This is a genomic window from Sorangium sp. So ce834, assembly GCF_051521425.1.
GTDB lineage: Bacteria > Myxococcota_A > Polyangia > Polyangiales > Polyangiaceae > Sorangium > Sorangium cellulosum_D.
The window spans coordinates 2,584,365-2,609,009 of record NZ_CP150351.1 but is presented as its reverse complement, the minus strand read 5'-3'; the positions used below and the strand labels follow the sequence as shown (position 1 = coordinate 2,609,009).

Sequence of the window (24,645 nt, the reverse complement as noted above, 5' to 3'; positions counted from 1 at the left end):
GCCGCGCGCTCAAGGCTCCCGAGCGGGCCGCCGCGCCGGCCATCGCCGCCGCGGATGAACGTAGAGACGCGCGCAGGGTGGATGGGTTCGCTCTGCGTGCGCCAGGGTCGGTCGAACCGCCCTGCTCCTCGGAGCAAGGCGGTTCGAGCGAGCCACTCTAGGGCAGATTGGCAGAAGAGATCTGCCAGGTCCTGTCGGTGCAGAAGCGGCAGCTCGGGCCGACGAGCATGCCCTTGCCGGTGGCCGATTCGTCGCCCTTGAGCCACCAGTTGAGCCACGCCAGGTTGACCTGAGTGAACTCGCCGCCGTTCCGGGCCCACAGATCGCCCCCGTGATCCGCGCCGACCTTGGCGAACATCATGACCGGGATATCACCCAGGGCGGCGATGTTCTGGAAGTCTCTCGCGCCGTTCTGGTTCGCACCCAGGCTATCCGCGGTGCCGGTGACGATCAACACGGGTGTATGAATCGAGTTGTAGAACGACTGATTCGCCGAGAAAGAGCCGCTGCTCGTGTGTCCCCAGGTCGTCATCCTGGGATCTGCAGCGGTCCCCGCCGCCATCAAGCCGCCGCAGGAGAAGCCGTTCGCGGCGACCTTCGTGGTCTCGATTTTCTGGTAGTAGGCGCTGCAAGGCTTCTCATTCTGGGCGATCACCCAGTCGACGTAGCCGCGCAGCACGTCGCCTCCGCTCCCGAGGTCGCGGTTGGGCTGCGTGTTTCCCGGTGTCCCGTCCGCCACCACGAGGTAGCCATGCGAGGCAATTTCGGCCATGGCCGCTTGATTCGCGAGCCCGTCTCGCGAGCATCCGCCCTGCCCCCAGACGAAGATCGGATACTTGGTGGCTCCACTGAGATCCGCCGGACGGAAGATCGTGCCCTGGTTGATGCCCGGGTCTGAATTCGTCTCGACGACCACCTGATGAGGGCCGCTCCCCGACACGTTTCGACCAGCCGGTCGCGACGCGGTGCACGTGCCGCCGGTGCCGCCCCCGCCGCCGGTTCCGCCCCCGGCGCCGGTGCCGCCGGTGCCGCCGCTGCCGCCGGTGCCGCCGCTGCCGCCGGTGCCGCCGGTGCCGCCGCTGCCGCCGCTGCCGCCGGTTCCCGAGCCCACGGGCGTGAGTCGGAATTGCTGATTGGTGCCGCCGTTCGACGCCCATTGAATCACGGCGGTGCCGTCCGCGGTGCCGCGGCCGTAGACGTCCAGGGACTTGCCGCTGTGGCGCGCGGTGATGCGCACGACGCCGCTGGCGACGTCCGTGAACGACCACTGCTGGTTTGTCCCGGTCCAGCAGGAGTATTGCTGGATGGCGGCGCCGTCGCCGGTGGAGGCGCCCGTGACGTCCATGCAACGGTTGCTGTTGACGTTGCGGATGCGATAGTAGCCGCCGCCCGCCGATTCCATCCGGAACTGTTGCCGCGTCGAGCCGTTGCAGCTGGCGATCTGCATGGCCGCTGCATCAGCGGTGCTGCCTCCTGCCACCTGCACGCATTTTCCACTCTGGACGCCGACGATCGTGTAGACCGCGTTCGTATCGACCGTGATGGCGCCCTCGAGCGAGCCTTGCTCCTCGATCTCGGCGTCGTACGCCCCCTCGGGGCCGACGACGCACGACACGGCGAGGACGCCCGTCGCCGCCGCAAGCAAGCTCTGCTTGGTTCCGAACCTCATCTCGTTCTCCTCGTCCTGCTAAGTAAGTAAAACTGGAATCTTCTCACTTCTCGACGCTGCCCTCGCGCAGGTCGGGGTCGCTCGCCGCGCGCTCAAGGCTCCCGAGCGGTCCGCCGCGCTGGCCATTGCCGCGCAGAGTGGATAAGTTCATTTCGCGTGCGCCAGGCAACGCGATGAGGGTATCTATTGTTCCGGGCTGGCATGCCCGTCAAGCCGATTGTGCATCGCGAGCGGGCCTGATCCTCATAAAGGTGCGATAAGCTCAGATGCGGAGTCATGATGGTAACTCGACGCCGACATGGGGCCGAGTCCTCGACGGACGCGATCGCCCGGCGCGCCAGGCGCGCGAATCTCGTGCGAATCTCGTCGAAGATCGCCTGCGGCCGGCGGGCCGCGCCGGCCGCGCCGGCCGCGCTCGGCATGCGAGCGCGCTCGAAAAGCTGGAGTGAGATGGACGGCTGGCGTTGCCGTACGACACCGCCAGATGTTCATGGCGCAGTTCCCCGGAGAGGCCTGCTGCTGGACGGGATACGTCGGGTCGCTTCCGGGGTTCCCGCCGCTGCCGGCTGCACCGGCGCTGGGATCATTGCTGCAACCAGGGTCGCCACTGGCCAGGACCGCGATCCCAGCCGCGAGCGACATGACCGATCGCTACTTCATGACCGTCTCCTGAATGCGCATGACGGCCGATCTGGAGCAAAGCAAAAGCATGACGACCGGTCGACAGTGTGAGCGTTCACATGGCCGGTGTCAACGTCGATCGACCAGCACGCCGCTCGGTTATCGAGGTACGCGCTGCTGTGAGCATTCACAAATTCACCCAGCTAGCGTGCTGAGCCGCGGCACGCCGTCCAGCTCACCCCTGCTTCCGCGCTCAGCGTGGGCCCGGGCCACTCGGCATAGGCCTTTGCGGGACCATGCTGCAACATGCTGCAAGAGGAGAGACCGCCAGGGCGCAAGAGGCGCAAGGAGACAGAGATGGAATTTTATTCTTCTCCTCCCCCGCCCCCTTGCGCCTTTGCGCCCTTGCGGTCCTCTTCTCATGAATCGATTTTCTGCCGAATTCCGGCATGATCGGCGTTCTAGCGCCCCCGGCGCACCACCCGCGCGATCTTGCGCGACAGCACGTCCGGCGCGACCGGGTAGCGCACCACATCGGCGGCCCCCGCCGCGACGAGCGCGTTCATCCGGTCCGAGGAGAGCCCCGCCGCGCACACGACGGCCCGCACGCCGCCGGGCGCCGCGCGGCCGAGCGCCTCGAGCAGCGCGCACGCCGCCCCCACGTCCGCGCCCGCGTCGATCACGGCCACCCCGAGCCCCGACTCGACCAGCGCGGCGGCGTCGGCCACCTCGGTGAGGTGGATCCCCTGCGCGTCGAGCCCGATCTCGCACGCCTCGCTGAGCCCCTGGCCCGCCGGCGCGAGCCGGATCAGCCCGACGGCGCGCTCCGGGACGGGCGCGAGCCGCGCCGTCTCGCCGAGCGGCCAGGGGGGCGCCCGCTCGCCCCGCTCCCCGAGCGGCACGTCCGCCTTGCGCTCGGGCAGCCGACGCGCCTCCGCCTCCCGCGACATCGCCTCGTCGAGCCGCGCCCGCGCCGCCGCGGCGCTCTCCGGCCGCCGCTCCGGCAGCTTCGCCAGGAGGTCCAGCCGGAGCCGCTCCAGGAGCGGCGGGACCGGCGGCGCCCCGGGCGGCCGGACCAGCGGCGGCGGGATCGAGAACATGTGCATCGCCATGAGCTCGATCGCCGGAAGACCGGTGAACGGCGGCGTTCCTTGCAAGAGCACGGTGAGAATGCAGCCGCAGGCGTAGAGATCTGTGCTCGGGCCCACGGCGAGCGAGCGGCACTGCTCGGGGCTCATGTACTCCGGCGTGCCGGCGACCATGTCGTTCGAGGTGAGCGTCGGGCCGGCGTCGAGCGGATCGTCGAGGTGCGCCAGGCCGAAGTCGACGACCTTGGCGACGCGCTGCCCGTCCTGCTCGGCCAGCAGCACGTTCTCCGGCTTGAGATCGCGGTGCACGATGCCGCACGCGTGCGCGGCGCCCACGCCGTCGAGGATGTCCCCGAAGATGGCCGCCGCCTCCGCGAGGTCCATGAGCTCGCGCGACGCCCGGAGCCGCGCGGCGAGCGACTGCCCCTTGAGCAGCTCCATCACGAGGTAGACGAGCTCCTCCTCGTCGTCCTCGTCGCCCCCGAGGTCGAGCACCTTGACCACGTTCCGGTGCACGAGGCGCGAGGCGGCGCGCGCCTCGCGGAAGAACCGCCGCCGGCTCTCCGGGAGCAGCGCGATGTGCGGGTGCATCGTCTTGACCGCGACCGGGACGCCGAGCAGGACGTGCTCCGCCTCGTAGACCTCCCCCATCCCACCCGCGCCGAGCAGCCGCACGAGGTTGTACTTGCCGCCGAGGACCCGCCCGACGCCGGCCCGCTGCGACGGGCCGGCTTCCGGCACGTCGGAGGGGAGCGTCTCCGCGTCGGCCATGCGGCCGGCGGGCTGGCGCGGGTCGGGCGCGAGCTGGGTGCCCGGCGCGCGCGCGCCCTTCAGCACGGTGCGGTCGGGGTCCCCGGCCGGCGGCCGGCGCGCGCCGTCGCCGCCGCTCACGGCGGCGCCTCGCGGAAGCCCACCGCGATCTGCGCCGTCACCGGGCCCTCGCCCGCCTCGCGCCACGGGCTCACCCGCACGGACAGCGCCCCGAACAGCGCGCCGCCCGCCTCCGCGCCCGCGGACAGGCCGCCGAGCACGTCGTTCGCGCCGTCGTCCCGGTGGACGAGGTGCAGATCCAGCGCGCCGTGCAGCCGGAGCCACGGCGCCGCGTCGGCCGCCGCACCCGCCAGGAGGAAGCCCTGCGACGGCGGCGCGGCCGGCGCGCCGCCGCCCGAGGCGCCCGCTGCGCCGCCCTCGCCGCCCGCCGTGCCGCCCTCGCCGTCCGCTGCACCCTCCCCGCCGCGCCCTGCGCGGATGCGGAGGCCCGCGTCGACCACCCACGTGAGCCGGCCCGCCGCGCCGCCGAGCGCGACCCCGGGCTCGACGCGGACCGGCGGGCCCCCGTCGGCCAGGGGCACGCCCAGGCGAAGCGTGGGGCCGAGCTCGAGCGCCGAGCGCTCGAGGCGCACGGCCCGGAAGCGCGCGCCGAGCCAGCCGGTGCTGCCCACCCCCTCGCCGTCGCCGGCAGGGTTCGAGCGCAGCGCGGCGTCGAGCCCCAGCGGCCCGATGGCGCCGCTCGCGCGCACCTGCCCCGCCGCGACCCAGCCGCCCCCGGCGCGCACCGCGGCCGCGCCCACGGCCACCACGGCCGGCGGCGTGGGCCCGAGCCAGAGCGCGTCCGCCGCCGGGGTCACCGGCAGGAGCGGGAGGTACGCGCCCAGCACGGGCGCGGCCGGCGGCGGCGGCACCGCCGCGCGCGCCGGCCCCGGCGCGGCCGGCAGCTCGACGTCGCTCGTGCCGAGCACGCCGCCGCGGCCGTCCGCGACGTCGAGCCGGACGCGCAGCGGCTCGCCGGGGCGCGCCGCCTCCGGGGGCAGCGGGATCCGCGCGGTCAGCGCGCCGCCCTGCTCGCCGCCGGCCAGCGCGGCGGAGCGCACCCCGCCCGGCAGGTGGGCGACGATGCGCGGCGCCACCCGCTGCGCGACGTCGACCCCCGCGACCCCGTCGAGCGCCACCCGGGCCTCGAGCGCCTGCCCGCCCGCGGTCGCCACGCGCGCCGCCTGGATCGCCGCGCTCACCGCCGTGTAGCGGACCGGGAGCGACGTCACCGCGTCGGGCACACGCTCCGCCGCGGCGCTGCCCCGCTCGCGCAGCCGCAGCGCGCGCGGGGCGCGCTGGAGGAGGTCGATGCGCTCGGGGATGGGGCCGAACGGCCCGTCGTCGAGCGAGAGCTCGAGCGCGGGCGACGGCGTGAGCTCGACGATCCCGTACGGGTTCGCGGTGATCTCCCGCGCCGCCGGGGCGACGCCGCCGGAGACCCGCGCGGCGACGAGGTGGAACCGGCGCACCGCGCCGACGCCCAGGTACTCCTCCCGATCGATGACCCGGACCCGGAGGAAATAGGCGCCGGCCGGCATCTTCTCCGCGCGGAAGGACACGACGTCCGGCTTCACCTCCTCGCGGACGACGAGGTCGTTGAGCTCCGGGTCGCGCGCGACCTCGACGCGGTAGCCGGCCGCCCCGGGCGCCGGCTTCCACGACGCCGACAGGACGCCGAGCCCCGCCGGGGCGAGCGCGATCGGCGCGACGTCCGCGGTCGTCCACTCGGGCGGCGGCGGCAGCGGCCGCGGGCGCGCGGGCGGCGCCCTGTCCGAGAAGCGGGTGCCATGGTCCTTCGGGACCACGACGGAGACGCCGCCCGAGCTGACCCCCGCCTTGCCGTCGAACACCGCGACCGTCGTCCGCTCCCCGCGCCGCTGCACCACGGTGTCCCGCGACGACGCGCTCACCCGGCCGCCCCCGCCCGTGGCGACGTCGACCGACTGGCCGCGCAGCGCGGCGAGCGCGGCCTTCACCTCGCCGTCCGCGAGCTCCACGGCCGCAGGCGGCGTCTTCGATACCCGCGTTCGGCTCGCCGTACCGTAGATGACGACGAGCGTATTGGGCGCGAGCAGCACCCGAGTCCGATCCACAAACTCGATGTCTGCCCGCCCCTCATCGAGCGTGTTGACGCTCGAGTTCGCGACGAGGGGCATCCCCGGCGCCGCGGGCGCCCAGGCGCCGGCCGCCGCCCGCGCGCGCACGTCCGGGTGCATCGACCGGATCTTCGCGTCGGGGATCGACGTCACCTCGGCGGGGAGCACCAGCGTGAGGCCCTCCGCGAGCGCCGTGCCCGGGCCGCACGCGACGCGGTTATATCGCTGGATCAGCCCAACATGCCTGGACGAGCCGTAGAGGACCTCTGCGATGTGGTCGCACGTCTCTCCGCGCTGCACGCCCCATTGGATGACCGCCTCTGGATATCCCGGCGTCGGCTCTTTGGCGCTCGACGCGCCGACGTATCCAACGTGGCTGGCGCAGCCGAGGAGCACCGCGATAGCGACGGACTGGCCACTTGACGATGCCACGCCCGCCGCACGCTAGCGGATCGAGATCGGCGTTGCAAGAGACCAGGCAATGGGATACGAGCAGACCGATGGCGTTTTGGTCGGCGCGCGCCATCGCGCCCCTCCTGGCCTCCCCGCTGCTCGTCGCGGCCGCCTCGGCTTCCATGCCGGCCGCGGCGCAGGAGGCCACCGCGCTCGACAGGCTCGCTCCCGCGCCCGCGGGCGACGGGCTAACCACTGTCCCTTCTGCCGGCGTATCGGGCGAGCTCCGGCCGGCGGTCGGACTGCTGTTTTCCTATTCTCATCAACCGCTCAGCCTGCGCGGGACGGCGCCCGCCGGCGCGGTCGCGTGGGTGGACCGGCAGGCGATCCTCCACGCGCTCGCGAGCGTGGAGCTCTTCAAGCGGGTCAAGCTCGACCTCGACGCGCCGTTCGTGCTGGATCAGGGCGGCGCGTCCGGCGCGCTGGGGGACGTCCGCGTCACGGCGCCCGGCGGCGGCGCCGCGCTCGCCGATCTCCAGGTGGGCGGCCGGGTGGCGCTCCTGCCGCAGGAGGGGCTCTGGCCGGCGGCGGCGCTCGGGCTCTCGGTCTGGCTGCCGACCGGCGACGCGTCGGCCTTCGCCGGCGCGGGCGCCGCGCGCTACGCGCCGCGGGTGATCGTGGGGGCGGAGCACCCGGGCTTCCGCTGGTCGGCCTCGGCGGGGGGCCGGTTCCAGCCGGCCTCAACGGACAGCCTGACGGGGAGCGAGGTCTTCTTCGCCGCGGGCGCCGGCGTCCGCAGAGGCCCGCTGCAGCTCGGGTCGGAGCTCTCCGTGTGGGCGGCCGCCGGCGAGGCGTCGGCGGTCCGGGTGCCGGGCCGCGCCGGGGCGGAGCTCCTGCTCACCGCGCGCTGGTCGCTCGGCCCGCTCACGCTGGACGCGGGCGCCGGCCCCGGCTTCGGGCGGCTGCCCGGCACGCCCAAGGCGCGCTTCTTCGCGGCGCTCGGCATCGCCGCGGACGCCCTGCCGGCGCCGGCCGCGGCCGCGCCTCGGGCCCCCGTGGGCGCGCCCGCGGGGGCGGACGGCGGCCGCGGCGCCGCGCTGGCGCCGGCTCCGGCCGCCGATCTCGACGGGGATTCGGTCCCCGACGCGGAGGACGCGTGCCCCCGGGTCATCGGCGAGGCGCGCCCGCCGGCCGCGGCGGCGGGGGTCCGGCAGGCGTTCCGGCGCGGTTGCCCGCCGGACCGGGACGACGACGGGATCTACGATGTCGACGATCGCTGCCCGGACGAGCCGGGGGTGAGCAGCGCCGCGGCCGACGGCGCGCCCGGGAGCGCGGGGGCCCGGCCGACGTCGAGGCACGGCTGCCCTGCGGACACGGACGGCGACGGCATCCCCAACGCGGCGGACGCCTGCCCCTACGAGCGCGGCAAGCCGAGCGAGGACCGCGCGACGCACGGCTGCCCGTTCGCGGTGCGCATCGAGGGCTCGCAGATCGTCATCCTGCAGCAGGTCCAGTTCCCGACCGGCAGGGCCGAGATCGAGCCGGAGAGCTTCGAGCTGCTCGCCGAGGTCGCGGCGGTCCTCGAGGAGCACCCCGAGATCGCCCGGGTCGCCGTCGACGGCCACACGGACAACCAGGGCGCCGACCAGGCGAACCTGCGGCTCTCGCAGCGCCGCGCGCTCGCGGTGGTCGCGTGGCTGACCGCGCACGGCATCGACGCCCGCCGCCTCGAGGCGCGCGGCTTCGGTCCGCGCCGGCCCATCGCCGACAACCGCACCCCCGACGGCCGGGCCCGGAACCGCCGGGTGGAGTTCCAGATCCGCAAGCGCACCGACGAGGGCGCGGCTGGCTGGAAGGACGGCCCCCTTGAGTGACCCGGCGCGCGGCGCGGCGCGCCGCCGCCGGGCGCGCGCCGGGGGCTCCGCGTGAGGGCGCTCTCGCTCAAGGCCAAGGCGATCGCTCTGTTCGCGGGGATCGCGCTCGTCCCCGTGGCCGTCGCCGTGACGCTCCTCGCGGACGTGAACCGGCGCGCCGTGCGGACGTCCGAGGAGGCCTTGCAGGCGGCGATCCTCTCCGAGGTGGCCTCGGTCTCGATCCAGCTCGTCCGGGACGTCGAGAGCGACGTCGTCGCGGCGGCGGCCATCTTCGGTCACGCCGCGGGCGGCGCGATCCGGGACGAGGATGCGGTCGCGTCGGTGCGCGCCCTCGTCGCGACGCGCGCGCTGGTCGACGCGGTGCGGCTCGAGGTGCCCGACGCGGGGATCGGCACCGTGATCCGCAAGGCCTCGTCCGGCGCGGACGTCCCCGCGGCGCCGGCCGCGCTGCGCCGGCTCGCGGACGAGCGCGGGGTCGGCTTCGGCGTGGTCGGTCCGGCGCGGGGCCTCCTCGTGGCCCGCGTGCGGCCGCCCGGAGAGGCGGGCGCGGCCGATGCGCCCGCCGGCGCGGCCGATGCGCCCGCCGGCACGGCCGATGCGCCCGCCGGCGCGGCGCCGCCTTCCCCGGCCGGCCCTGCCGGCTACGTGGTCGCGGAGGTGGCGCTCGACGCGCTCGGGCGCGATCTCGCGGCGATCGCCGCGCGCCGCTTCGGCGGCCGCGAGGTGCGCCTGCTCATCGCGGGCCACGATCGCCGGGCGATCGCGGCGTTCGGCGTGCCGGGCGCCGCGCCGGGCGCCGACGTCTCGGCCTTGCCGCTCTGGGGCAAGCTCCCGCCGGGCGCGGTGTGGACCGACAAGATCAGCGTGCTCGGCCCGCACGACGAGGGCGGCCAGCGGATGATCGGCGCCATCGAGACGCTCCCCGACCTCGGCTGGGCGGTCGCGATCTGGCGCCCGGAGCCGGTGGCCTTCGCCGCGCTCGACGAGATGCGGCGCCGCGGCCTCGCGGTCGCCGCGGGCGCGCTCGTCCTCGCGCTCGTCCTCGCGGTCTTCACCGCCCGCCACGTGACCCGCCCGGTCCTCCACCTCGTCGCGCAGGCGCGGCTCATCGGCGCCCGGCGCTGGCGCGAGATCGCGCTCGGCGAGGGGCTCCGCGGGCGGCGCGACGAGATCGGCGAGCTCGCCGCCTCGCTCGGCCGCATGGCCGCGGATCTCGAGCAGGGGGAGGCCGAGATCGCGCGCGAGGCGAAGCTCCGCGGCGATCTCGGCCGGTTCATGGACAAGGCCGTCGTCGACGCGATCGTGCGGGGCGAGCACCCGCTCGCGCTCGGCGGCAAGCGGGCGGCGGTGTCGGTGCTCTTCGCCGACGTGGTCGGCTTCACGCCGCTCGCCGAATCGCGCGACGCCGAGCGCATGGTCGCCCTGCTCAACGAGCTCTTCTCGATGCTCACCGAGATCGTGTTCCGGCACGGGGGCACGGTCGACAAGTTCATCGGCGACTGCGTCATGGCCGTCTGGGGCGCCCCGCTCGCGCAGGCGGATCACGCGCGGCGCGCGCTCGCGGCCGCCGAGGACATGATGCGCTTCCTCGAGACGGCGAACGAGGAGTGGCGCGAGCGGTACGACGTCGAGGTCCGCCTCGGCATCGGCGTGAACTCCGGAGAGGCGATCGTCGGCAACGTCGGCTCCGACAAGCGGATGGAGTACACGGTGATCGGCGACGTGGTGAACGTCGCCTCGCGGCTCGAGGCGATCGCGGCGCCGAACCAGGTGCTTGTCTCGGAGGCGACCCGGTCCCTCGCCGGCGACGCCTTCCCCCTGCGCGCGCTGGGCGAGCGCAACCTCACCGGGCGCAAGACGACCACGGCCGTCTACGCGCTCGATCCGGACTGAGCACCGCCCGGCGCGCCCGCGCGGCGTTCAGTCGTGCACCGCGTTGATGATGCCGTCGAAGAACTCGGCGCAGCCGATGTCGTCGAGCATCCGGCTCCAGCCGATGTCGTCGAACGGCTGCGGCAGGCCGTGGTTGGTCAGCAGGACGCCGATGATCTTGAGATCCGGATCGACCCACACGAACGTCCCGGCGCCACCCGCCTTGCCGTACGCGCGCGGCGACAGGCGCATGCCGCCGCTCGAGAAGCGCCTCGTCCAGAGCTCCCAGCCGAGGCCCTTCGGGGTGAGGAGCAGGTTGTTGATGGGCGAGGTGTCGGTCGCCGCCGCCGTCACCTGGGGCGTGTTGTTCTTCTTCATCAGGCGCACCAGATCGGGCCGCAGGACCTCGGCGCCGCCGTAGGCGCCCCCGTTCATGATCATCTGGCAGAACACCGCGATGTCCATCGCCGTGGAGAAGACGCCGTCACACCCGGTGACACCGCCCAGCGCGAAGTCCTGCTCGTCCTGCACCTCGCCGCGGACGACGTAGCCCCGGAGGCTCGAGTACCCCGTGGCCGCGATGCGCTCGAGGAGCTCCGGGGGCGGGCAGTACATCGTGTCGCTCATGCCGAGAGGCTCCCAGATGCGGTCGCGCGCGACGGCGTCCAGATCGTCCCCCGCGGCGGCCTCGATCATCCGGCCGAGGAGGCGGTACGTGAGATCGCTGTAGAGCACCGACGTGCCCGTCGGGTACTCGAGCGGCGTCTCGGCCATGAGGCGCCACACGGTCTCGTCGTCCGGCTCGTCCAGGAACTGGTTATCCATCGGCAGTCCGGCCGAGTAACGGAGCATGTCGTAGACGGTAATGGCCCCCTTTCCGTTGGCGGCGAACTCCGGCAGGTAGCTGGCCACCGGATCGCTCAGCCGGATCACCCCCTCCTGCACGAGCGCGAGCGCCGACGCGGCGGTCGAGAGCACCTTGGTCATCGATTGCAGGTCGAAGATCGTATCGAGCGTCACCGGCTCGTCCGCGCCGGCGACCTTGCTGCCGAAGGCCCGGTACCCCACGACGACGCCGTTCCGCGCGACCAGCGCGGTGGCGCCGGGGAACAGGCCCTCGCTCACCCGGCGTTGTATCCGCGCGAACACGTCCTCGAGCCGTTCGGAGCTCATGCACACCGCCTCTGGCTGCCCCGGGGTGAGCGTGGTGCAGGTGGCGCCTCTCCACGGGTCCGAGCCCAGCGCGGGCGCCGCGGCGGCCACCGCGGCGAGCTGGGTCATCCCTTGCAAGAAGTGCCTGCGGTTGAACGCTCGTCGTTGATCGATCATGGCTCTTCCCAACCTTGCTTTCATGAGGAACGAATGGTTCCACGGTGTCGCCTCGGCAGCGCCGGGCGCATTCAACGTGGGCGTCTGTCGCGAGGAGTCGCAAGTAGCACGCCAGCGCTGCCTGTTTTCTTCTCCTCCTGCTGCATCGCCGACGAGACCGACTATCTCGCTGCCTTTTCAGCCGAGCGGCTGGGCGCGTCTCTGCCATTTGGGTTGGCACGGCGGCAATCGAAGCGCAATCGATTGCGGGATGACGCAAGCAGATGTGCGCTCCCCGCGACATCCAGGACGCCCCTGGACGACCGTGGACGAATGCACAGCACGTTTTCGACCGCGCTTCGAGGCGAGGGCGGACACCACGTTCGGGCGTCGCTCCACGGGCGCGGCCGCGCCTCCGGGCGGCGCGCCCGAGCGGCTGGATCGACGCGGACGGCGCCTCTCGAGGTGCGCCCCACGACGTCAGGCAGCCAGCGCGAGAGGGTGCCTCCACGCGAGCTGGGTCGAGGGCAGCCCGACCATCTGCCCGCTACCCCATCTGCCGCCCAGTCGCCGGTCCCGATTTGTCTCCCGACAAACAACTCTCGTCGTCGAGTGGATGGTTTAGAGAGCAGCATCACGGATTCGACGCGATAGCAGGATACCGACGGAGCGTCCCTGTCGCGACGCCGCCGCGCGCCGCGATACCCTCTCTCCTTTCGCCCCTCAGGACCGGCGGGCGGCTCGCCCGCACCGAGCACGCGGCTCCCCGGGCCGGCGGTGCGCCAGGATCGAGCCGCACCAGCGGCCGCGGTGCTCCGCGGTCGAGTCTGCATGCCCTGGCATGCACCTGCGGCCACTGGCATGCACCTGCGGGCGCTGGCATGCACCTGCGGGCGCTGGCATGCACCTGCGGGCGCTGGCATGCACCTGCGGGCCCCGGCATGCACCCGGGCAGCATCGACGCATCGCCCCGTCCCTTGCGCGGGCAAACCTAAATCGATATCATATGACCTCGAGATAGACAACGGCAGAAGCGCACTACGACAGAGAGCCCCCGCGGCCCCGCGTAGCCTGTCGTGTCTTGTCTCAATGTCACAGCCCCAGTGAGGCACCTTTGTCGCCCGGACGACAGAGCCATTGAACTCTTTCATGATCATGCTGTCCTGACACCGACTCTGGTGTTGCTCTGGCGTTGGCATCAACCGTGAATAGTCTCCAGCGCGAGGGCCGAATGGCTCTGCAAGTGGGGCGTATGTGCTCCGGGACGGCATGAGCGAACATTGATTTCGCAGCGCGCAGGGCTGTTCGCAGCAGCGCGCCGCGCGGGAGGGCTCCCTTATAGAAGCCCGCTCGGTACAACATGGCTGCATCGAGACCGGCGCGAGAGCGCCGGCTGGCGACCACAGGTCGAGATCGATCCAAGCGGACGCGCACCCGACGGACGGGGCCGCCCGAGCGCGCGATCGATCCATGGGACTCGAGACTCGCTCATGACGAACCGGTGTTTTGCGCTCGTCGAACGATCAAACCAAACATAACAAAAAAAACCTGATTTCACGAGGACAAACAAACATGAAGTCGATCAAGTCTCGCGTGCTCTCCGGCGTTGGCGCTGCTCTCGTTGCCCTCAGCCTGTCGACCAGCGCGCTGGCGTCGTGGGATGCGCCGGCCGCCAGCGACGCGCCGAAATACACCAACGTGGCAGCTGGGCTCGTGTCCGTCGCCGCCCAGCTCACCGATGTCCTGGATCTGAACGATGAGGTCATCAACGCCGAGCACATCAAGATCGTGTACCTCGACGACGTCCTCAACGACGCCGATATCGACATCCTCAGCCAGACGCTGAACAACCTCGTCCTGAACCTCCAGATCCTCAACCTTCAGAACGTGCTGAAGGACGTAGACGTCCTCAACGGGGTCAAGGTCGGCGACGTCCTCAGCAACAACGATGTCGATGTCAGCGATGTCGTCGGCGTCAAGGTCTTCGACATCAACGGCGTCAAGAAGCTGCTCGTGTTCGTCAAGTAGCTCTGGCCGCGCGAACGCGGGCGGAGCGCTGACCGCAGGAGAGGACTGACCGCAGGAGAGGACGAAGCCCGGGAGGTCGGCCGCCTCCCGGGCTTTGCTCGGTCAAAATGACCGACCATCCGGTCATCTCGACCGGCCGGCGCGCCGCTCCATCCGCGCGACGGCCGTGAATCCCGGCGATCGCGGCCTGGCCTCCGGGGTGCTCTGGGGTGCCCCCGTGGTCCGCTCGCCCGCGCCGCCCTCGGTCCTCGAGCGCGCTGCCCGGCCGAGGGGCCCGGGAGGCAACCGCGATGGATCATCGGATGGACGTGCTCTCGCCCGCGTTTCGCGCGAACCCGTATCCCTGGTACGCCGCGCTGCGCCGCGCGGCGCCGGTCTGCCAGGTCGAGCCCGGCGGGATGTGGGCGGTGAGCCGGTACGAGGACGTGCTCTTCGTCCTCAAGAACCCGGAGCTCTTCTCGTCGCACGGCTTCAAGGCGGCGTGGCAGCCGCCCTGGGTGGGGTACAACCCGCTCGCCAACTCGATGCTCGCCCTGGATCCGCCGGCGCACACGCGCCTGCGCGGGCTCATCCACCGGGCGTTCGGGGCGCGCACCGTGGCCCGGCTCGCGCCGCGCGTCCGCGCCGTCGCCGAGGAGCTCGCGAGCGGCCTCGCGGGAGAGCTCGACGCCATCGACGCGCTCGCGATGCCGCTCCCGGCCTTCGTCATCGGCGAGGTGCTCGGGCTCGACCACGGGCTCCGCCGGCACTTCAAGCGATGGGCCGACGACATCCTCTCGGTCACGCCCGGCCCGGAGCCCCCCGCGCACGCCGAGCGCGTCCGGACGACGATCGCCGAGCTGACGGGGTACCTGAGGGACGTCGTCGCGGCGCGGCGCCGCGCGCCGGCGGACGACACCGTGACCGACCTGATCCGCGCCGAGGCCGACGGACAGGCGCTGACGGACACCGAGATCGTCGACTTCCTCGTCTTGCTCCTGCTCGGCGGGCTGGAGACGACAACCCACCTGCTCGGCAATGCGCTCCTCTTCCTCGCCGATCATCCGGAGATGATGCGGCGCCTGCGCGGCGCGCCCGACCTCGTGCCGCTCTTCCTCGAAGAGGTGCTCCGGTACGACGGCCCGAGCCAGTCCGTGCCCCGGCTGACCACCCGGGAGGTGGAGCTCGCCGGGGCGACGCTGCCGCCCGGGGCGCTCGTGCTGGCGCTCGTCGCCTCGGCCAACCGCGACGAGCGGCAGTACCCCGAGCCGGACCGGTTCGACCTGCACCGCGGCTCTCACGGAGGGCTCCAGTTCGGGCACGGCATCCACTTCTGCATCGGCGCGGCGCTGGCCCGCATGGAGGCCCGCGCGGCGCTGGAAGCGCTGGTCGCGCGCTTCGCCCGGATCGAGCGCGGCCCCGGGGAGATCGTCTACAACCGCACCCTCACCGTGCGCGGCCCGGTCGCCCTGCCGCTGCGGTTCGTCGCCGGGCCGGCGTGAGGCGCGCGCACGTAACCAGCGCGCGCGAACATCACCAGCGCGCGCGAACGTGACAAACGCGCGCGAACGTGACAAACGCGCAGGGCGCGTCACCCGCGCTCGCCGGCCGCCGCAAAGGGCCCTGCCGCGCCTGCCATCTTGACAGAGGTCGCGCTCGCGCTATCCTCGCCACACCGGTCAGGAACAGGATCCGTCATTCCACCGACCGCCGAGTCATGACGGGCCGCGCAAGCGCCAGGCGACGATAGACGCAAAGACGTCCCCGCGCCGCACAGGCCGGGGATGACGAGGTCGCGCCATGCGAAAGGCGGAAATCGACGCCCTGGTGCGCGCGCATCGGGGCCGTGCCCGTCCCGTCGCCTTCTTTCATGTGCTCCGCCAGCCGGTGCTCGAGCCGGACGATCATGCCTTCTTGTCCGAGCACATCGAGGAGCTCGGGACATCCGATCTCCTGCGCTGGAGGGCGCGGTGCGAGAGCGGCTTCAGCGGGCCGGTGATCCAGCAGCTCGCCCGGCTCGCGATCCGGGATCCGGCGCACTTCCAGCACGAGGTGCTGGGCGTGCCGCGGCTCACGCTCGCCGAGGAGGAGTGGATCGAGCTCTCGGATCTCGTGCGCGGGAAGGTCCCGGCGGCCATCTACGAGCGCGTGCTCGCGCGCTGCCGGCGCGAGCCCGTCCAGTGGGCCTCGGAGTTCGTCTTCTCGCCGAGGGTCTACCGTGGGCTGCCGCCGCTGCTCGACGGCGACGAGCTCGACGGCCTCGGCGCCGAGCGGCCAGCGCTGCGCGACATGCCGGTCGCGAAGATCCTCGCGGCGCGGCGGGCCGGGGCGCTGTCGCTCGACGACGGCGCGCTGGCCGCGCTGGCGATGGAGCGCGCGCGCGGCTCGGACGAGGACTGGAGCGCCGATATCCCCCATTTTCCTGCGGTGCTCCGGGACGCGATCCTCGAGAAGGCGCGGCGGACGCCGCGGGGGTCGGAGCGGGCGAACCTGCTCGTCTGGCTGGAGGCGCACGGCGTGGGGCGGGCCGCGCTGCTCGATGTCGCGCTCGGGTCGATCCGGGCGGGGGGCGACGCGTATCCCATGCTCCCCTGGCTCGTGCGCCAGCTGACGACGCGGGCCGCCTGGGACAAGCACGGTCTGGAGACGCTCTCTGCGCTGATGTCGCGGCGCGCCTTCTCGGAGATAGGCGAGCTCGTGACGCTCGCGTGGAGCGAGGCCGGCCAGGGCGGCAAGGAGGTCTCGCGCGGCTTCCTGGAGGCGATCCAGGTCGCCTTCGCGCTGGTCCTGCTCGGGATGGCGCGCGAGGCGCTCGCGGCGGGCCGCCAGGAGGGCGCGACGGCGGCGCTGTCGGCGCTCGCGTGCCTCGACCCGCCGTCGCGGGTGAGCCGCGCGGTCCACGAGCTCCGGCGGGTCCCGGGCGCGAGCCCGGACGTCGCGGAGCTCATCGCGGTGAACGAGCGGCTCGTGAAGCACAGCGACGCGCGCGACGCCTCCCTGGAGGGGTTCGTGGCCGCGCTCCACGCGATCGCCGACGCGTCCTGCTGAGCGCCGCCGGCGCGGCGCCGCTCGCGGCGGCGGCACAGCGGCTCGCGGCCGGCGGCCCGTGACGTAGCGCGCGGCGCGGGCGCCGGCGGCGCGTGACGTAGCGCGCGCCGCGCTCGACGCGGGGATTCGATGGGGGAGCGGCCGTCGCCTCCCTTCGCCGGCGGGGGCCGACTGCCTTCCTCCCGTCGCGAGGGCCGGCGGTCGCCTTCTCTTCGCATGCGGTGGTCGGCCGCTGCCTTCGCTTCCAATGCGAGCGCGGCCGATCGCCTTCGCTTCCAATGCGGGGACCGGCCTTGCCTCCCCTCGAACGTCGACTCTGGAGGAGCACGCCGATGGCGTTCATCAACTATGCGAGCCGGGAGATCTACTGCAAGATCGTCTATTACGGGCCCGGGCTGTGCGGGAAGACGACGAACCTTCAATACGTGTACGATCGGACGGTGCCGAGCGCCAAGGGGCGGCTCATCTCGCTGAAGACGGAGAGCGATCGCACGCTGTTCTTCGATTTTCTGCCCCTCGATCTCGGGGGCCTGTCGGGCTTCCGGACGCGCCTTCAGCTCTACACCGTGCCGGGCCAGATCTTCTATCGAGCGAGCCGGAAGCTGATCCTGAGGGGGATGGACGGGGTCGTGTTCGTGGCGGACTCGCAGCTCGCCCGGCTCGACGCGAACCTGGAGTCGATGGCCGACCTCTGGGACAACCTCGCCGAGGAGGGCCGCTCGCCCGGGCGGCTGCCGCTCGTGATCCAGTACAACAAGCGGGATCTCGACGGGATCGCCGACGTCGCGGAGCTCCGCGCGCTCCTCAACCCGGGCGGAGCGCCCGAGTTCGAGGCCGCGGCGGCGAGCGGCCGCGGCGTGTTCGACACCCTGCGGGCGATCGCGAAGCTCGCCCTCAAGGAGATGGATCGCGGGCGCCGCTGAGGCCTCCCGCGCGCGGCTGGGCTCGTGCACGAGGGCACGGTGCCGTATCCTCGCGTGGCGTCGAGGCCGGGCACCTGCGCCTCGACCTCCTCGTGTTGCCCCCTCTCCAACCCTCTCGTCGTGGAGGCGAGCCATGCCTGATGACCGTCTCACCGCCGCCGAGCTCCGCGAGATCTGGGCGATCCTGTCTCCCGCGGAGCGCGTCGAGAGCTTCGAGCACACCGACCGGAGCGAGGTCCACAGCTTCTTCCTGAGCCTGTCCGGGCAGGAGCAGGCGGCCCTCCTGCTCGCGATGAGGAGCGGCGAGCGGAGGCTCTGGATGCGGCTCCTCGCGCCCGACGACGCGGCGGACGTGATCCAGCTCGTTCCGCCGCAAGACCGCGCCTCGTTCCTCGAGACGCTCGACGAGCCGACGCGGCGCGAGGTCACGGCGCTCATGGCGTACGCCGAGGACGCGGCGGGCGGCCTGATGAGCCCGCGGTTCGCGCGCCTGCGGCCCGACATGAAGGTCGGCGAGGCCATCCGGTACCTCCAGCGGCAGGCCCAGGAGAAGCTCGAGACGATCTACTACGCGTACGTGCTCGACCAGGAGCAGCGGCTGCTGGGCGTGGTGTCCTTCCGGGACCTCTTCGTCGCGCCGGGCGACAAGCCGGTGTCCGACGTCATGCGCCGGGACGTCGTCTCGGTGCCCGACACGCTGGACCAGGAGGCGGTCGCGCACGTCATCGCGCGCCACGATCTCAACGCGCTCCCGGTCGTCGACGCCGGGGGCCGGATGAAGGGCATCGTGACGGTCGACGACATCGTCGATGTCGTGCAACAGGCGGCCACCGAGGACATCCAGAAGCTCGGCGGCATGGAGGCGCTCGACACGCCGTACATGCAGACCAGCATGCTGGCCATGGTGAAGAAGCGCGCCGGCTGGCTCTCGGCGCTCTTCCTCGGCGAGATGCTCACCGCGAGCGCGATGGGGCATTACGAGGAGGAGATCGCGAGGGCGGTCGTGCTCGCGCTCTTCGTGCCGCTCATCATCTCGAGCGGCGGCAACTCCGGGTCCCAGGCGACGACGCTGATCATCCGCGCGATGGCGCTCGGCGAGGTCACGATCAAGGACTGGTGGCGCATCGTCCGACGCGAGCTCACCGCCGGGCTGTCGCTCGGCGTCATCCTCGCCACGATCGGCCTGGTCCGCATCCTGGTGTGGCAGGCCGTCTTCCACACGTACGGGGAGCACTATCTCGAGGTGGCCGCCACCGTCGCGATCAGCCTGGTCGGCATCGTCACCTGGGGAACGCTCGCGGGCTCGATGCTGCCCTTCGCGATCCGCCGGCTGGGCTTCGACCCGGCCAGCGCCTCCGCGCCGTTCGTCGCGACCCTCGTCGACGTCTCGGGGCTCATCATCTACTTCAACGTCGCGCAGATCGTCCTGCAAGGCACCCTGCTGTGATGCTCGGCGCTTCGATGCGCTCCACGACGAAGGACGGCAAGTGCACCCAGGGCCCGTCGTTGCTGCGCCGGGAGCTCGTCGGCAACGAGCGCGTCGCCTCCCGCGCCGCGCCTCGCGGCGGCGCGACAAAAAAAAATGCGCCCCCGTGTCGATCCGGCCCGCCCCCGTTCGTCGCCCTGCTGAGCGCCGGGGGTACCCCCGGTGACCCCCCGGACGGAGACCCAGTACCAAGGAGGATGTGGACATGCGTTTCATGATCATGCACAGGACCGACGCGCAAACCGAAGCCGGCGCGCTGCCGAGCCCCGAGTTCATCGCCCGTGTGGGGCAGCTGGTGGGGGATCTGGCGAAGACGGGGGTGCTGCGCGCCGGCGAGGGGCTGCGCCCGAGCTCCCAGGGCGTTCGCCTCCAGTTCGCCGGCGGCAAGCGTACCGTCACCCGAGGGCCCTTCGGCGCGGCGAGGGCGGTGCCGGCCGGCTTCGCGATCCTCCGCGTCGCCTCGCTCGACGAGGCGATCGGCTGGGTGTCGCGCTTCGCGGAGCTGATCGGCGACGTGGACATCGACATCCGGCCCGTGACCGAGGCGTGGGATCTCGGCGTGGCGCCGAAGCCCGAAGGGCTCACGACGACGCGGTACATGGCGGTCCACTGCCACGACGCGGCCGACACCGGCGCGCCGCCCGCGCCGAAGCTGGTGGAGGAGATGGGTCGCCTCATCGAGGAGATGACCCGGGCCGGCGTGCTGCTCTCGGCCGAGGGGCTGCAGCCGAGCGCGAAGGGCGCTCGCGTCGCGTCGACCGGCGGCAAGCACAAGGTGACCGACGGGCCGTTCGCCGAGTCCAAGGAGCTGATCGGCGGCTACGTCATCGTCGATGTGCCGTCGCTGGACGCCGCCAAGGACCTGGCGCTCCGCTACGCGGAGGTCGTGGGCACCATCGAGATGGACATCCGCGCGCTGTCCTGACGAACCTCGTCCCGAACGACTCGGACGCGTGCTACGACGCGTGCCTGGGCCCGTGCCTGGAAGACGGCGCGCTCCTGCCGAGCCAGCGCGCGCGGGCCCGCACCGCCGAGCGCCTCTAGCCGCGCCCGCCCCCGCGACCACTGCACATCTGTCCACATGCTGTGGATTTTCTGTGGACAGATCGAGCCCGGCACGCCGCAGCGGCGCGTGAGCTGCGCGGCGCGGGTTCCTCGGAGGAGCCACGGATCCGGAGCCGTGCCCCGGCCGGCAGCGACAAGGATTCTTGTGGAGGAGCTCGCTCGGTTGCCCGCGCCAGGGTCGCGGGGGATGTCGAGAGATCACCGACAAGGTCGGGTTTCGCGGCCCCGCCGCCATCGGGCTTCAGCGGGATCCTGAGGCGTTCTCGTGCGCCGCAAAAACTCCGATCTGCCGAAAGCGCACGTTTTTTTGAGACTCTGATGATTGAGTCCGAGCTGCCGGAGCAACATGGAGGTCGTTCCTTGATCCTCGAACGCCGGCGACTCCGGTCGAATGATCCGCCGGCCCCGGAGAGCGAGGACCTTTCGCGGATCGCCTCGTGCGCCGCGCGTTATGAAAGGATATTTCCATGCGAGCTTGCTTATCTGCAGCAACGGCCACCGCCCTCGTGCTCCTCGGCGCGTGTGTCATGGATGACGCGTACGGGCCTGAAGGAGGGCTCGAGCAACAAGAGGCCTGGGATCAGCCGCTGACAGGCGACGGGCTGACCGCGACGCTGACGTACGCGTCGGACTGGGGGACCGGGTACTGCGCCGACGTCGCGATCCGGAACACGGGAACGGCGGCGACGACCACATGGCGGATCGGCATCGACATGAGCGGCACCACGCTGGCAAACGCCTGGAACGTGGCGACGAGCATGAACGGGTCGCAGCTGATCGCGACGCCCGCCGCCCACAACGCGAGCCTGGCCCCGGGCGCGTCGACGAGCTTCGGCTTCTGCGCCACGGCGAGCGGTCCCACGCAGCGCCCGGTGCTCGCGAGCGTGACGGCAGGCGGATCCGGCAGCACCAGCAGCACCAGCGCCAGCAGCACCAGCAGCAGCAGCAGCGCCAGCAGCACCAGCAGCAGCAGCAGCGCCAGCAGCACCAGCAGCAGCAGCAGCGCCAGCAGCGGCGCAGGCGGCAGCGGCGCCAGCAGTAGCAGCGCCAGCAGTGGCGCAGGTGGCAGCGGCGGCTCCGGGGGCAGCGGCGGCTCCGGGGGCAGCGGCGGATCCGCACCGAGCGGCCACTACCAGATGGAGGACCTCGATCGCGGCGTGGTCGCCGTCAAGGTCTCCAACGGCGTTTACGTCGGGTGGAGGATGTTCGGTTACGAATATGACCCGGCGAACCCGAACGCCATCTCGTACGACGTCTACCGGAACGGCACGCGCATCGCGAACGTCACCAACAGCACAAATTACCTGGATACCGCCGGCACCACCTCCTCGACGTACACCATCCGGGCCGTCGTCGGCGGCGCCGCTCAGGCAGCCTCGCCCGCCGCCGCCACCTGGGGCCAGAACTACCTCCGCATCCCGCTCGAAAAGCCCGCCGGCGGGACGACGCCGTCGAAGTGCGACAACGCGGGCGAGAGCTATTCGTACTCCGCGAACGACGCGAGCGCCGGAGACGTGGACGGCGACGGACAATACGAGATCATCCTGAAGTGGGATCCGTCGAACGCCAAGGACAACTCCCAGGCCGGCTGCACCGGCCCCGTCTACCTCGACGCCTACAAGCTCGACGGGCGGCGGCTGTGGCGCGTCGACCTCGGGAGGAACATCCGGGCAGGCGCGCACTACACGCAGTTCGTGGTGTACGACTTCGACGGCGACGGGAAGGCGGAGGTCGCCGTGAAGACCGCTCCAGGCACGCGCGACGGGACGGGCGCGTACCTGCGCCGAGGGCCCGCCGCCTCCGACGACGACGCGGCGGACCACAGGAACGGCGCGGGGTACGTGCTCAGCGGCCCCGAGTACCTGACCGTGTTCGGCGGGCTCGACGGCGCAGAGCTCGCGACCGTGGCGTTCGACGTGCCCCGCGGGACGGTCTCCTCCTGGGGAGACTCGTACGGCAACCGGGTCGATCGGTTCCTGGCGAGCGCCGGATTCGTGAGCGACCTCGGGAGAGGACAGGAGGCGAGCGGCCGGCCGGCGATCCTGATGGCCCGCGGCTATTACACGCGCGCCACGATCACCGCCTGGAGCTTCCGCGACGGCAGCCTCACCCAGATCTGGAAGGCCGACAGCAACGCGAACACCGCCTACACGGGCCAAGGCGCCCACTCAATGGCGGTGGCCGACGTCGACGCCGACGGCGCGCAGGAGGTGATTTACGGCGCCTCCACGATCGACAGCAACGGCACCCGGAAGTGCTCGACGAACTTCGGGCACGGCGACGCGCTGCACGTCAGCGACTTCATCCCCTCGCGTCCGGGGCTCGAGGTGTTCATGCCGCACGAGGACGGCAGCAAGCCGACCTTCGACATCCACGACGCGAACACGTGCGCGGTCCTCCGGCAGGGGCCGGTCACGGGCGCCGACACCGGTCGCGGCGTGGCGGGCGACGTGCTCGCGAGCAACGCCGGCGCCGAGATGTGGACCAACTCCACGGGAGGGCTCCTGTCCGCCAGCAGCGGGTCGAACGTCGGGAGCCAGCCCGCCTCGGCCAACTTCCTGATCTGGTGGGACGCGGACGAGCTGCGCGAGCTGCAGGACAAGACGTCGATCACCAAGTACGGCGGAGGCTCGCTGCTCAGCTGCAGCCAGTGCGCCTCGAACAACGGCACGAAGTCGACGCCTGCGCTCACGGCCGACCTGCTCGGCGACTGGCGGGAGGAGATCGTGTGGCGCGAATCCAACGACGCCGCGCTGCGGCTGTACACGACGACGAGCGTGACGACGCGTCGGATTTACACGCTGATGCACGATCCGCAGTACCGCATGCAGATCACCTCGGAGCAGACCGCCTACAACCAGCCGCCTCACCCGAGCTTCCATATCGGCGCCGGGATGGCGGCGCCCCCCAGGCCGGACATCCACGTCAGGTGACGCCGACCGCGCACGGCGGGCGGGTCGCCCCGCGCGAGGCCGCGTCGCGGCCTGCCCGCCAGCGCGCGAGGGCGTGAGGTCGAGCGGTCAGGGCGCCGCGCGAGCGACAGGCCGAGAGGAGCCGCGAGGCGCGGGAGCCGCGGGCCGGAGGCGCGGGAGCTGCGGCCGGGATCTCACTTCCGGTACCGCGCGAGCAGCAGGCCGGCGTCCGCGGTGCCGTCGGCGACGAAGCCCGCCATGGTGCGGGCGCCGGTCTCGTTGAAGTGGGTGCCGTCGACCGAGCCGTCCGCCCGGACGAGGAAGAAGTCCTCGCCCGCCGCGACGCACCCGATCGAGTTCAGGTGGGCGAGGGTCTTCTCGTTGAGATCGATGACGGGCACGTCGAGCTCGCCCCCGAGCTCCCGCATGGCCTTGGCATACGCGGCCAAGCCGTTGCCGAAGTCGTGGCTGTCCCCGGTGCACGACCGCCGCGGGGGCGGGGTGACGAGCACCGGGATGGCGTCGCGCGCCTGCGCGCCCGTGATGTACTGCTCGAGGTACGATTTGAAGTCCGTCGCGGGGTCGAGGTAGTAGGGAATCGTGGCGCCGTCGTGCTCGTACGTCGCGGTCTTGTTGCTGTCGTTGGTGCCGAACTGCACCAGCAAGTAATCGCCGCGCTGGATGTCGTCGAGGATGTCGGCGAGGCGCTCCTCGTCGATGAACCGGCGCGCGGTGCGGCCGCCGATGGCCCGGTTCTCGATGTGCACCCGCGCGTCGAAGAACTCTCCCAGCATCTGGCCCCAGCCCGCCTGATGAATGGGGCTGTTCACGTAGGTCTGAACGGTCGAGTCGCCGGCGATGTAGACCGAGACGTCCGGCAGCGCGGCGCTCCCGCCGCCGCCTTCAGCGCCGCCCGAGGCGCTCGTGGGCCCACCGGTAGCGGCGCCGCCGCCCGAGCCCCCGGCACCCGAGCCGCCGGCGCCCGTGACGCTGGCGCCCGTGACGCTGGCGCCCGAGCCGCCGGCGCCCGTGACGCTGGCGCCCGTGACGCTGCTCGCGTCGCCGGCGCCGCTGCCGCTCTGCGCGGGGGGCGGGTCGTCGGCGCCGGCTGGATCGCAACCGCCGGACGCGCCGGCGACGAGAAGAAGAGGAAGCACGACGGTCGGGAAGAGGGGGCGAGTTCGCATGACAAGCTCCTGCGGGAAAACAACGGATGGAGGAAGCGCGCCTCGGTGCGGGCGGCGGGGAGGCTGAGGGGGTAGCCGCCCGACGACGGATGCGCAGCGAGGAGGCGATCGAGGGGCGAGGCTCGGGACGAGGTGGGCGGTGAGAGGCAGGGTCGCATGGTCGAGATGGTGCGAAGCGCCGCACAGGCACCGCCGTGCTCTCCACGTGGGCCGAAACGGGCGGGATCAATCACGGGTAGGCCGGACGTCTTGTGAGAACCGAACCTGTTTCACCAGGGTGCAA

Annotated in this window: 14 protein-coding genes; 9 read left to right on the top strand and 5 right to left on the bottom strand. The window is 72.2% G+C overall.

The window, feature by feature from the left end; translation table 11 throughout:
- Positions 1-157 precede the first annotated feature (157 nt).
- The 3 genes from WMF20_RS09300 to WMF20_RS09290 form a co-directional block, all read right to left on the bottom strand.
- Positions 158-1,669, bottom strand: coding sequence for an RICIN domain-containing protein (locus tag WMF20_RS09300; protein WP_437612505.1), 1,512 nt, complete (start codon positions 1,667-1,669; stop codon positions 158-160).
- Between the two features lie 1,082 nt (positions 1,670-2,751).
- Positions 2,752-4,269, bottom strand: a complete 1,518-nt coding sequence (locus WMF20_RS09295; RefSeq protein WP_437612503.1) for a serine/threonine-protein kinase — start codon at positions 4,267-4,269, stop codon at positions 2,752-2,754.
- Positions 4,266-6,719, bottom strand: coding sequence for a FecR domain-containing protein (locus WMF20_RS09290; protein WP_437612501.1), 2,454 nt, complete (start codon positions 6,717-6,719; stop codon positions 4,266-4,268). The genes WMF20_RS09295 and WMF20_RS09290 overlap by 4 nt, the downstream gene beginning before the upstream one ends.
- A 68-nt stretch (positions 6,720-6,787) precedes the next feature.
- On the opposite strand from WMF20_RS09290, the gene WMF20_RS09285 reads away from it, so the two are divergent.
- Positions 6,788-8,554: an OmpA family protein gene (locus WMF20_RS09285; protein ID WP_437612499.1), complete on the top strand. Its 1,767-nt coding sequence runs from the start codon at positions 6,788-6,790 to the stop codon at positions 8,552-8,554.
- Between the two features lie 51 nt (positions 8,555-8,605).
- A complete protein-coding gene (locus tag WMF20_RS09280; RefSeq protein ID WP_437612497.1) occupies positions 8,606-10,447 on the top strand; it encodes an adenylate/guanylate cyclase domain-containing protein in 1,842 nt (613 codons plus the stop codon).
- Positions 10,448-10,474: 27 nt separating this feature from the next.
- On the opposite strand, the gene WMF20_RS09275 is transcribed toward WMF20_RS09280, so the two are convergent.
- A complete protein-coding gene (locus WMF20_RS09275) occupies positions 10,475-11,755 on the bottom strand; it encodes a serine hydrolase domain-containing protein (protein ID WP_437612495.1) in 1,281 nt (426 codons plus the stop codon).
- A gap of 1,551 nt (positions 11,756-13,306) precedes the next feature.
- Here WMF20_RS09275 and WMF20_RS09270 point away from each other — a divergent pair.
- From WMF20_RS09270 to WMF20_RS09240, 7 genes are all read left to right on the top strand, one after another.
- Positions 13,307-13,762 (top strand): hypothetical protein, encoded by a 456-nt coding sequence (locus WMF20_RS09270; RefSeq protein WP_437612493.1) that lies wholly within the window; start codon positions 13,307-13,309, stop codon positions 13,760-13,762.
- 290 nt (positions 13,763-14,052) lie between these two features.
- The gene (locus tag WMF20_RS09265; protein ID WP_165373884.1) at positions 14,053-15,243 is read left to right on the top strand and encodes a cytochrome P450; all 1,191 of its coding nucleotides are present in this window, start codon (positions 14,053-14,055) and stop codon (positions 15,241-15,243) included.
- A 298-nt stretch (positions 15,244-15,541) separates the two neighbouring features.
- Positions 15,542-16,789, top strand: coding sequence for a hypothetical protein (locus WMF20_RS09260; RefSeq protein WP_129574000.1), 1,248 nt, complete (start codon positions 15,542-15,544; stop codon positions 16,787-16,789).
- Positions 16,790-17,121: 332 nt separating this feature from the next.
- A complete protein-coding gene (locus WMF20_RS09255) occupies positions 17,122-17,712 on the top strand; it encodes a GTP-binding protein (RefSeq protein ID WP_129573999.1) in 591 nt (196 codons plus the stop codon).
- A gap of 133 nt (positions 17,713-17,845) precedes the next feature.
- Positions 17,846-19,159 (top strand): magnesium transporter, encoded by a 1,314-nt coding sequence (gene mgtE / locus WMF20_RS09250; protein ID WP_437612490.1) that lies wholly within the window; start codon positions 17,846-17,848, stop codon positions 19,157-19,159.
- A 244-nt stretch (positions 19,160-19,403) separates the two neighbouring features.
- Entirely contained in the window at positions 19,404-20,123 is a 720-nt protein-coding gene (locus WMF20_RS09245) for a YciI family protein (protein WP_437612488.1), read from the top strand.
- 667 nt (positions 20,124-20,790) lie between these two features.
- Entirely contained in the window at positions 20,791-23,196 is a 2,406-nt protein-coding gene (locus WMF20_RS09240) for a cellulose binding domain-containing protein (protein WP_437617096.1), read from the top strand.
- A gap of 173 nt (positions 23,197-23,369) precedes the next feature.
- On the opposite strand, the gene WMF20_RS09235 is transcribed toward WMF20_RS09240, so the two are convergent.
- Positions 23,370-24,362, bottom strand: coding sequence for a rhamnogalacturonan acetylesterase (locus WMF20_RS09235; protein WP_437612486.1), 993 nt, complete (start codon positions 24,360-24,362; stop codon positions 23,370-23,372).
- Between the last annotated feature and the right edge of the window lie 283 nt (positions 24,363-24,645).

Excerpts from the sequence above, each read along its gene's own strand:
- WMF20_RS09300 (WP_437612505.1), bottom strand. The coding sequence starts at position 1,669 with ATGAGGTTCGGAACCAAGCAGAGCTTGCTTGCGGCGGCGACGGGCGTC.
- WMF20_RS09285 (WP_437612499.1), top strand. The coding sequence starts at position 6,788 with ATGGCGTTTTGGTCGGCGCGCGCCATCGCGCCCCTCCTGGCCTCCCCG.
- WMF20_RS09275 (WP_437612495.1), bottom strand. The coding sequence starts at position 11,755 with ATGATCGATCAACGACGAGCGTTCAACCGCAGGCACTTCTTGCAAGGG.
- WMF20_RS09270 (WP_437612493.1), top strand. The coding sequence starts at position 13,307 with ATGAAGTCGATCAAGTCTCGCGTGCTCTCCGGCGTTGGCGCTGCTCTC.
- WMF20_RS09265 (WP_165373884.1), top strand. The coding sequence starts at position 14,053 with ATGGATCATCGGATGGACGTGCTCTCGCCCGCGTTTCGCGCGAACCCG.
- WMF20_RS09260 (WP_129574000.1), top strand. The coding sequence starts at position 15,542 with ATGCGAAAGGCGGAAATCGACGCCCTGGTGCGCGCGCATCGGGGCCGT.
- WMF20_RS09255 (WP_129573999.1), top strand. The coding sequence starts at position 17,122 with ATGGCGTTCATCAACTATGCGAGCCGGGAGATCTACTGCAAGATCGTC.
- mgtE (WP_437612490.1), top strand. The coding sequence starts at position 17,846 with ATGCCTGATGACCGTCTCACCGCCGCCGAGCTCCGCGAGATCTGGGCG.
- WMF20_RS09245 (WP_437612488.1), top strand. The coding sequence starts at position 19,404 with ATGCGTTTCATGATCATGCACAGGACCGACGCGCAAACCGAAGCCGGC.
- WMF20_RS09240 (WP_437617096.1), top strand. The coding sequence starts at position 20,791 with ATGGATGACGCGTACGGGCCTGAAGGAGGGCTCGAGCAACAAGAGGCC.
- WMF20_RS09235 (WP_437612486.1), bottom strand. The coding sequence starts at position 24,362 with ATGCGAACTCGCCCCCTCTTCCCGACCGTCGTGCTTCCTCTTCTTCTC.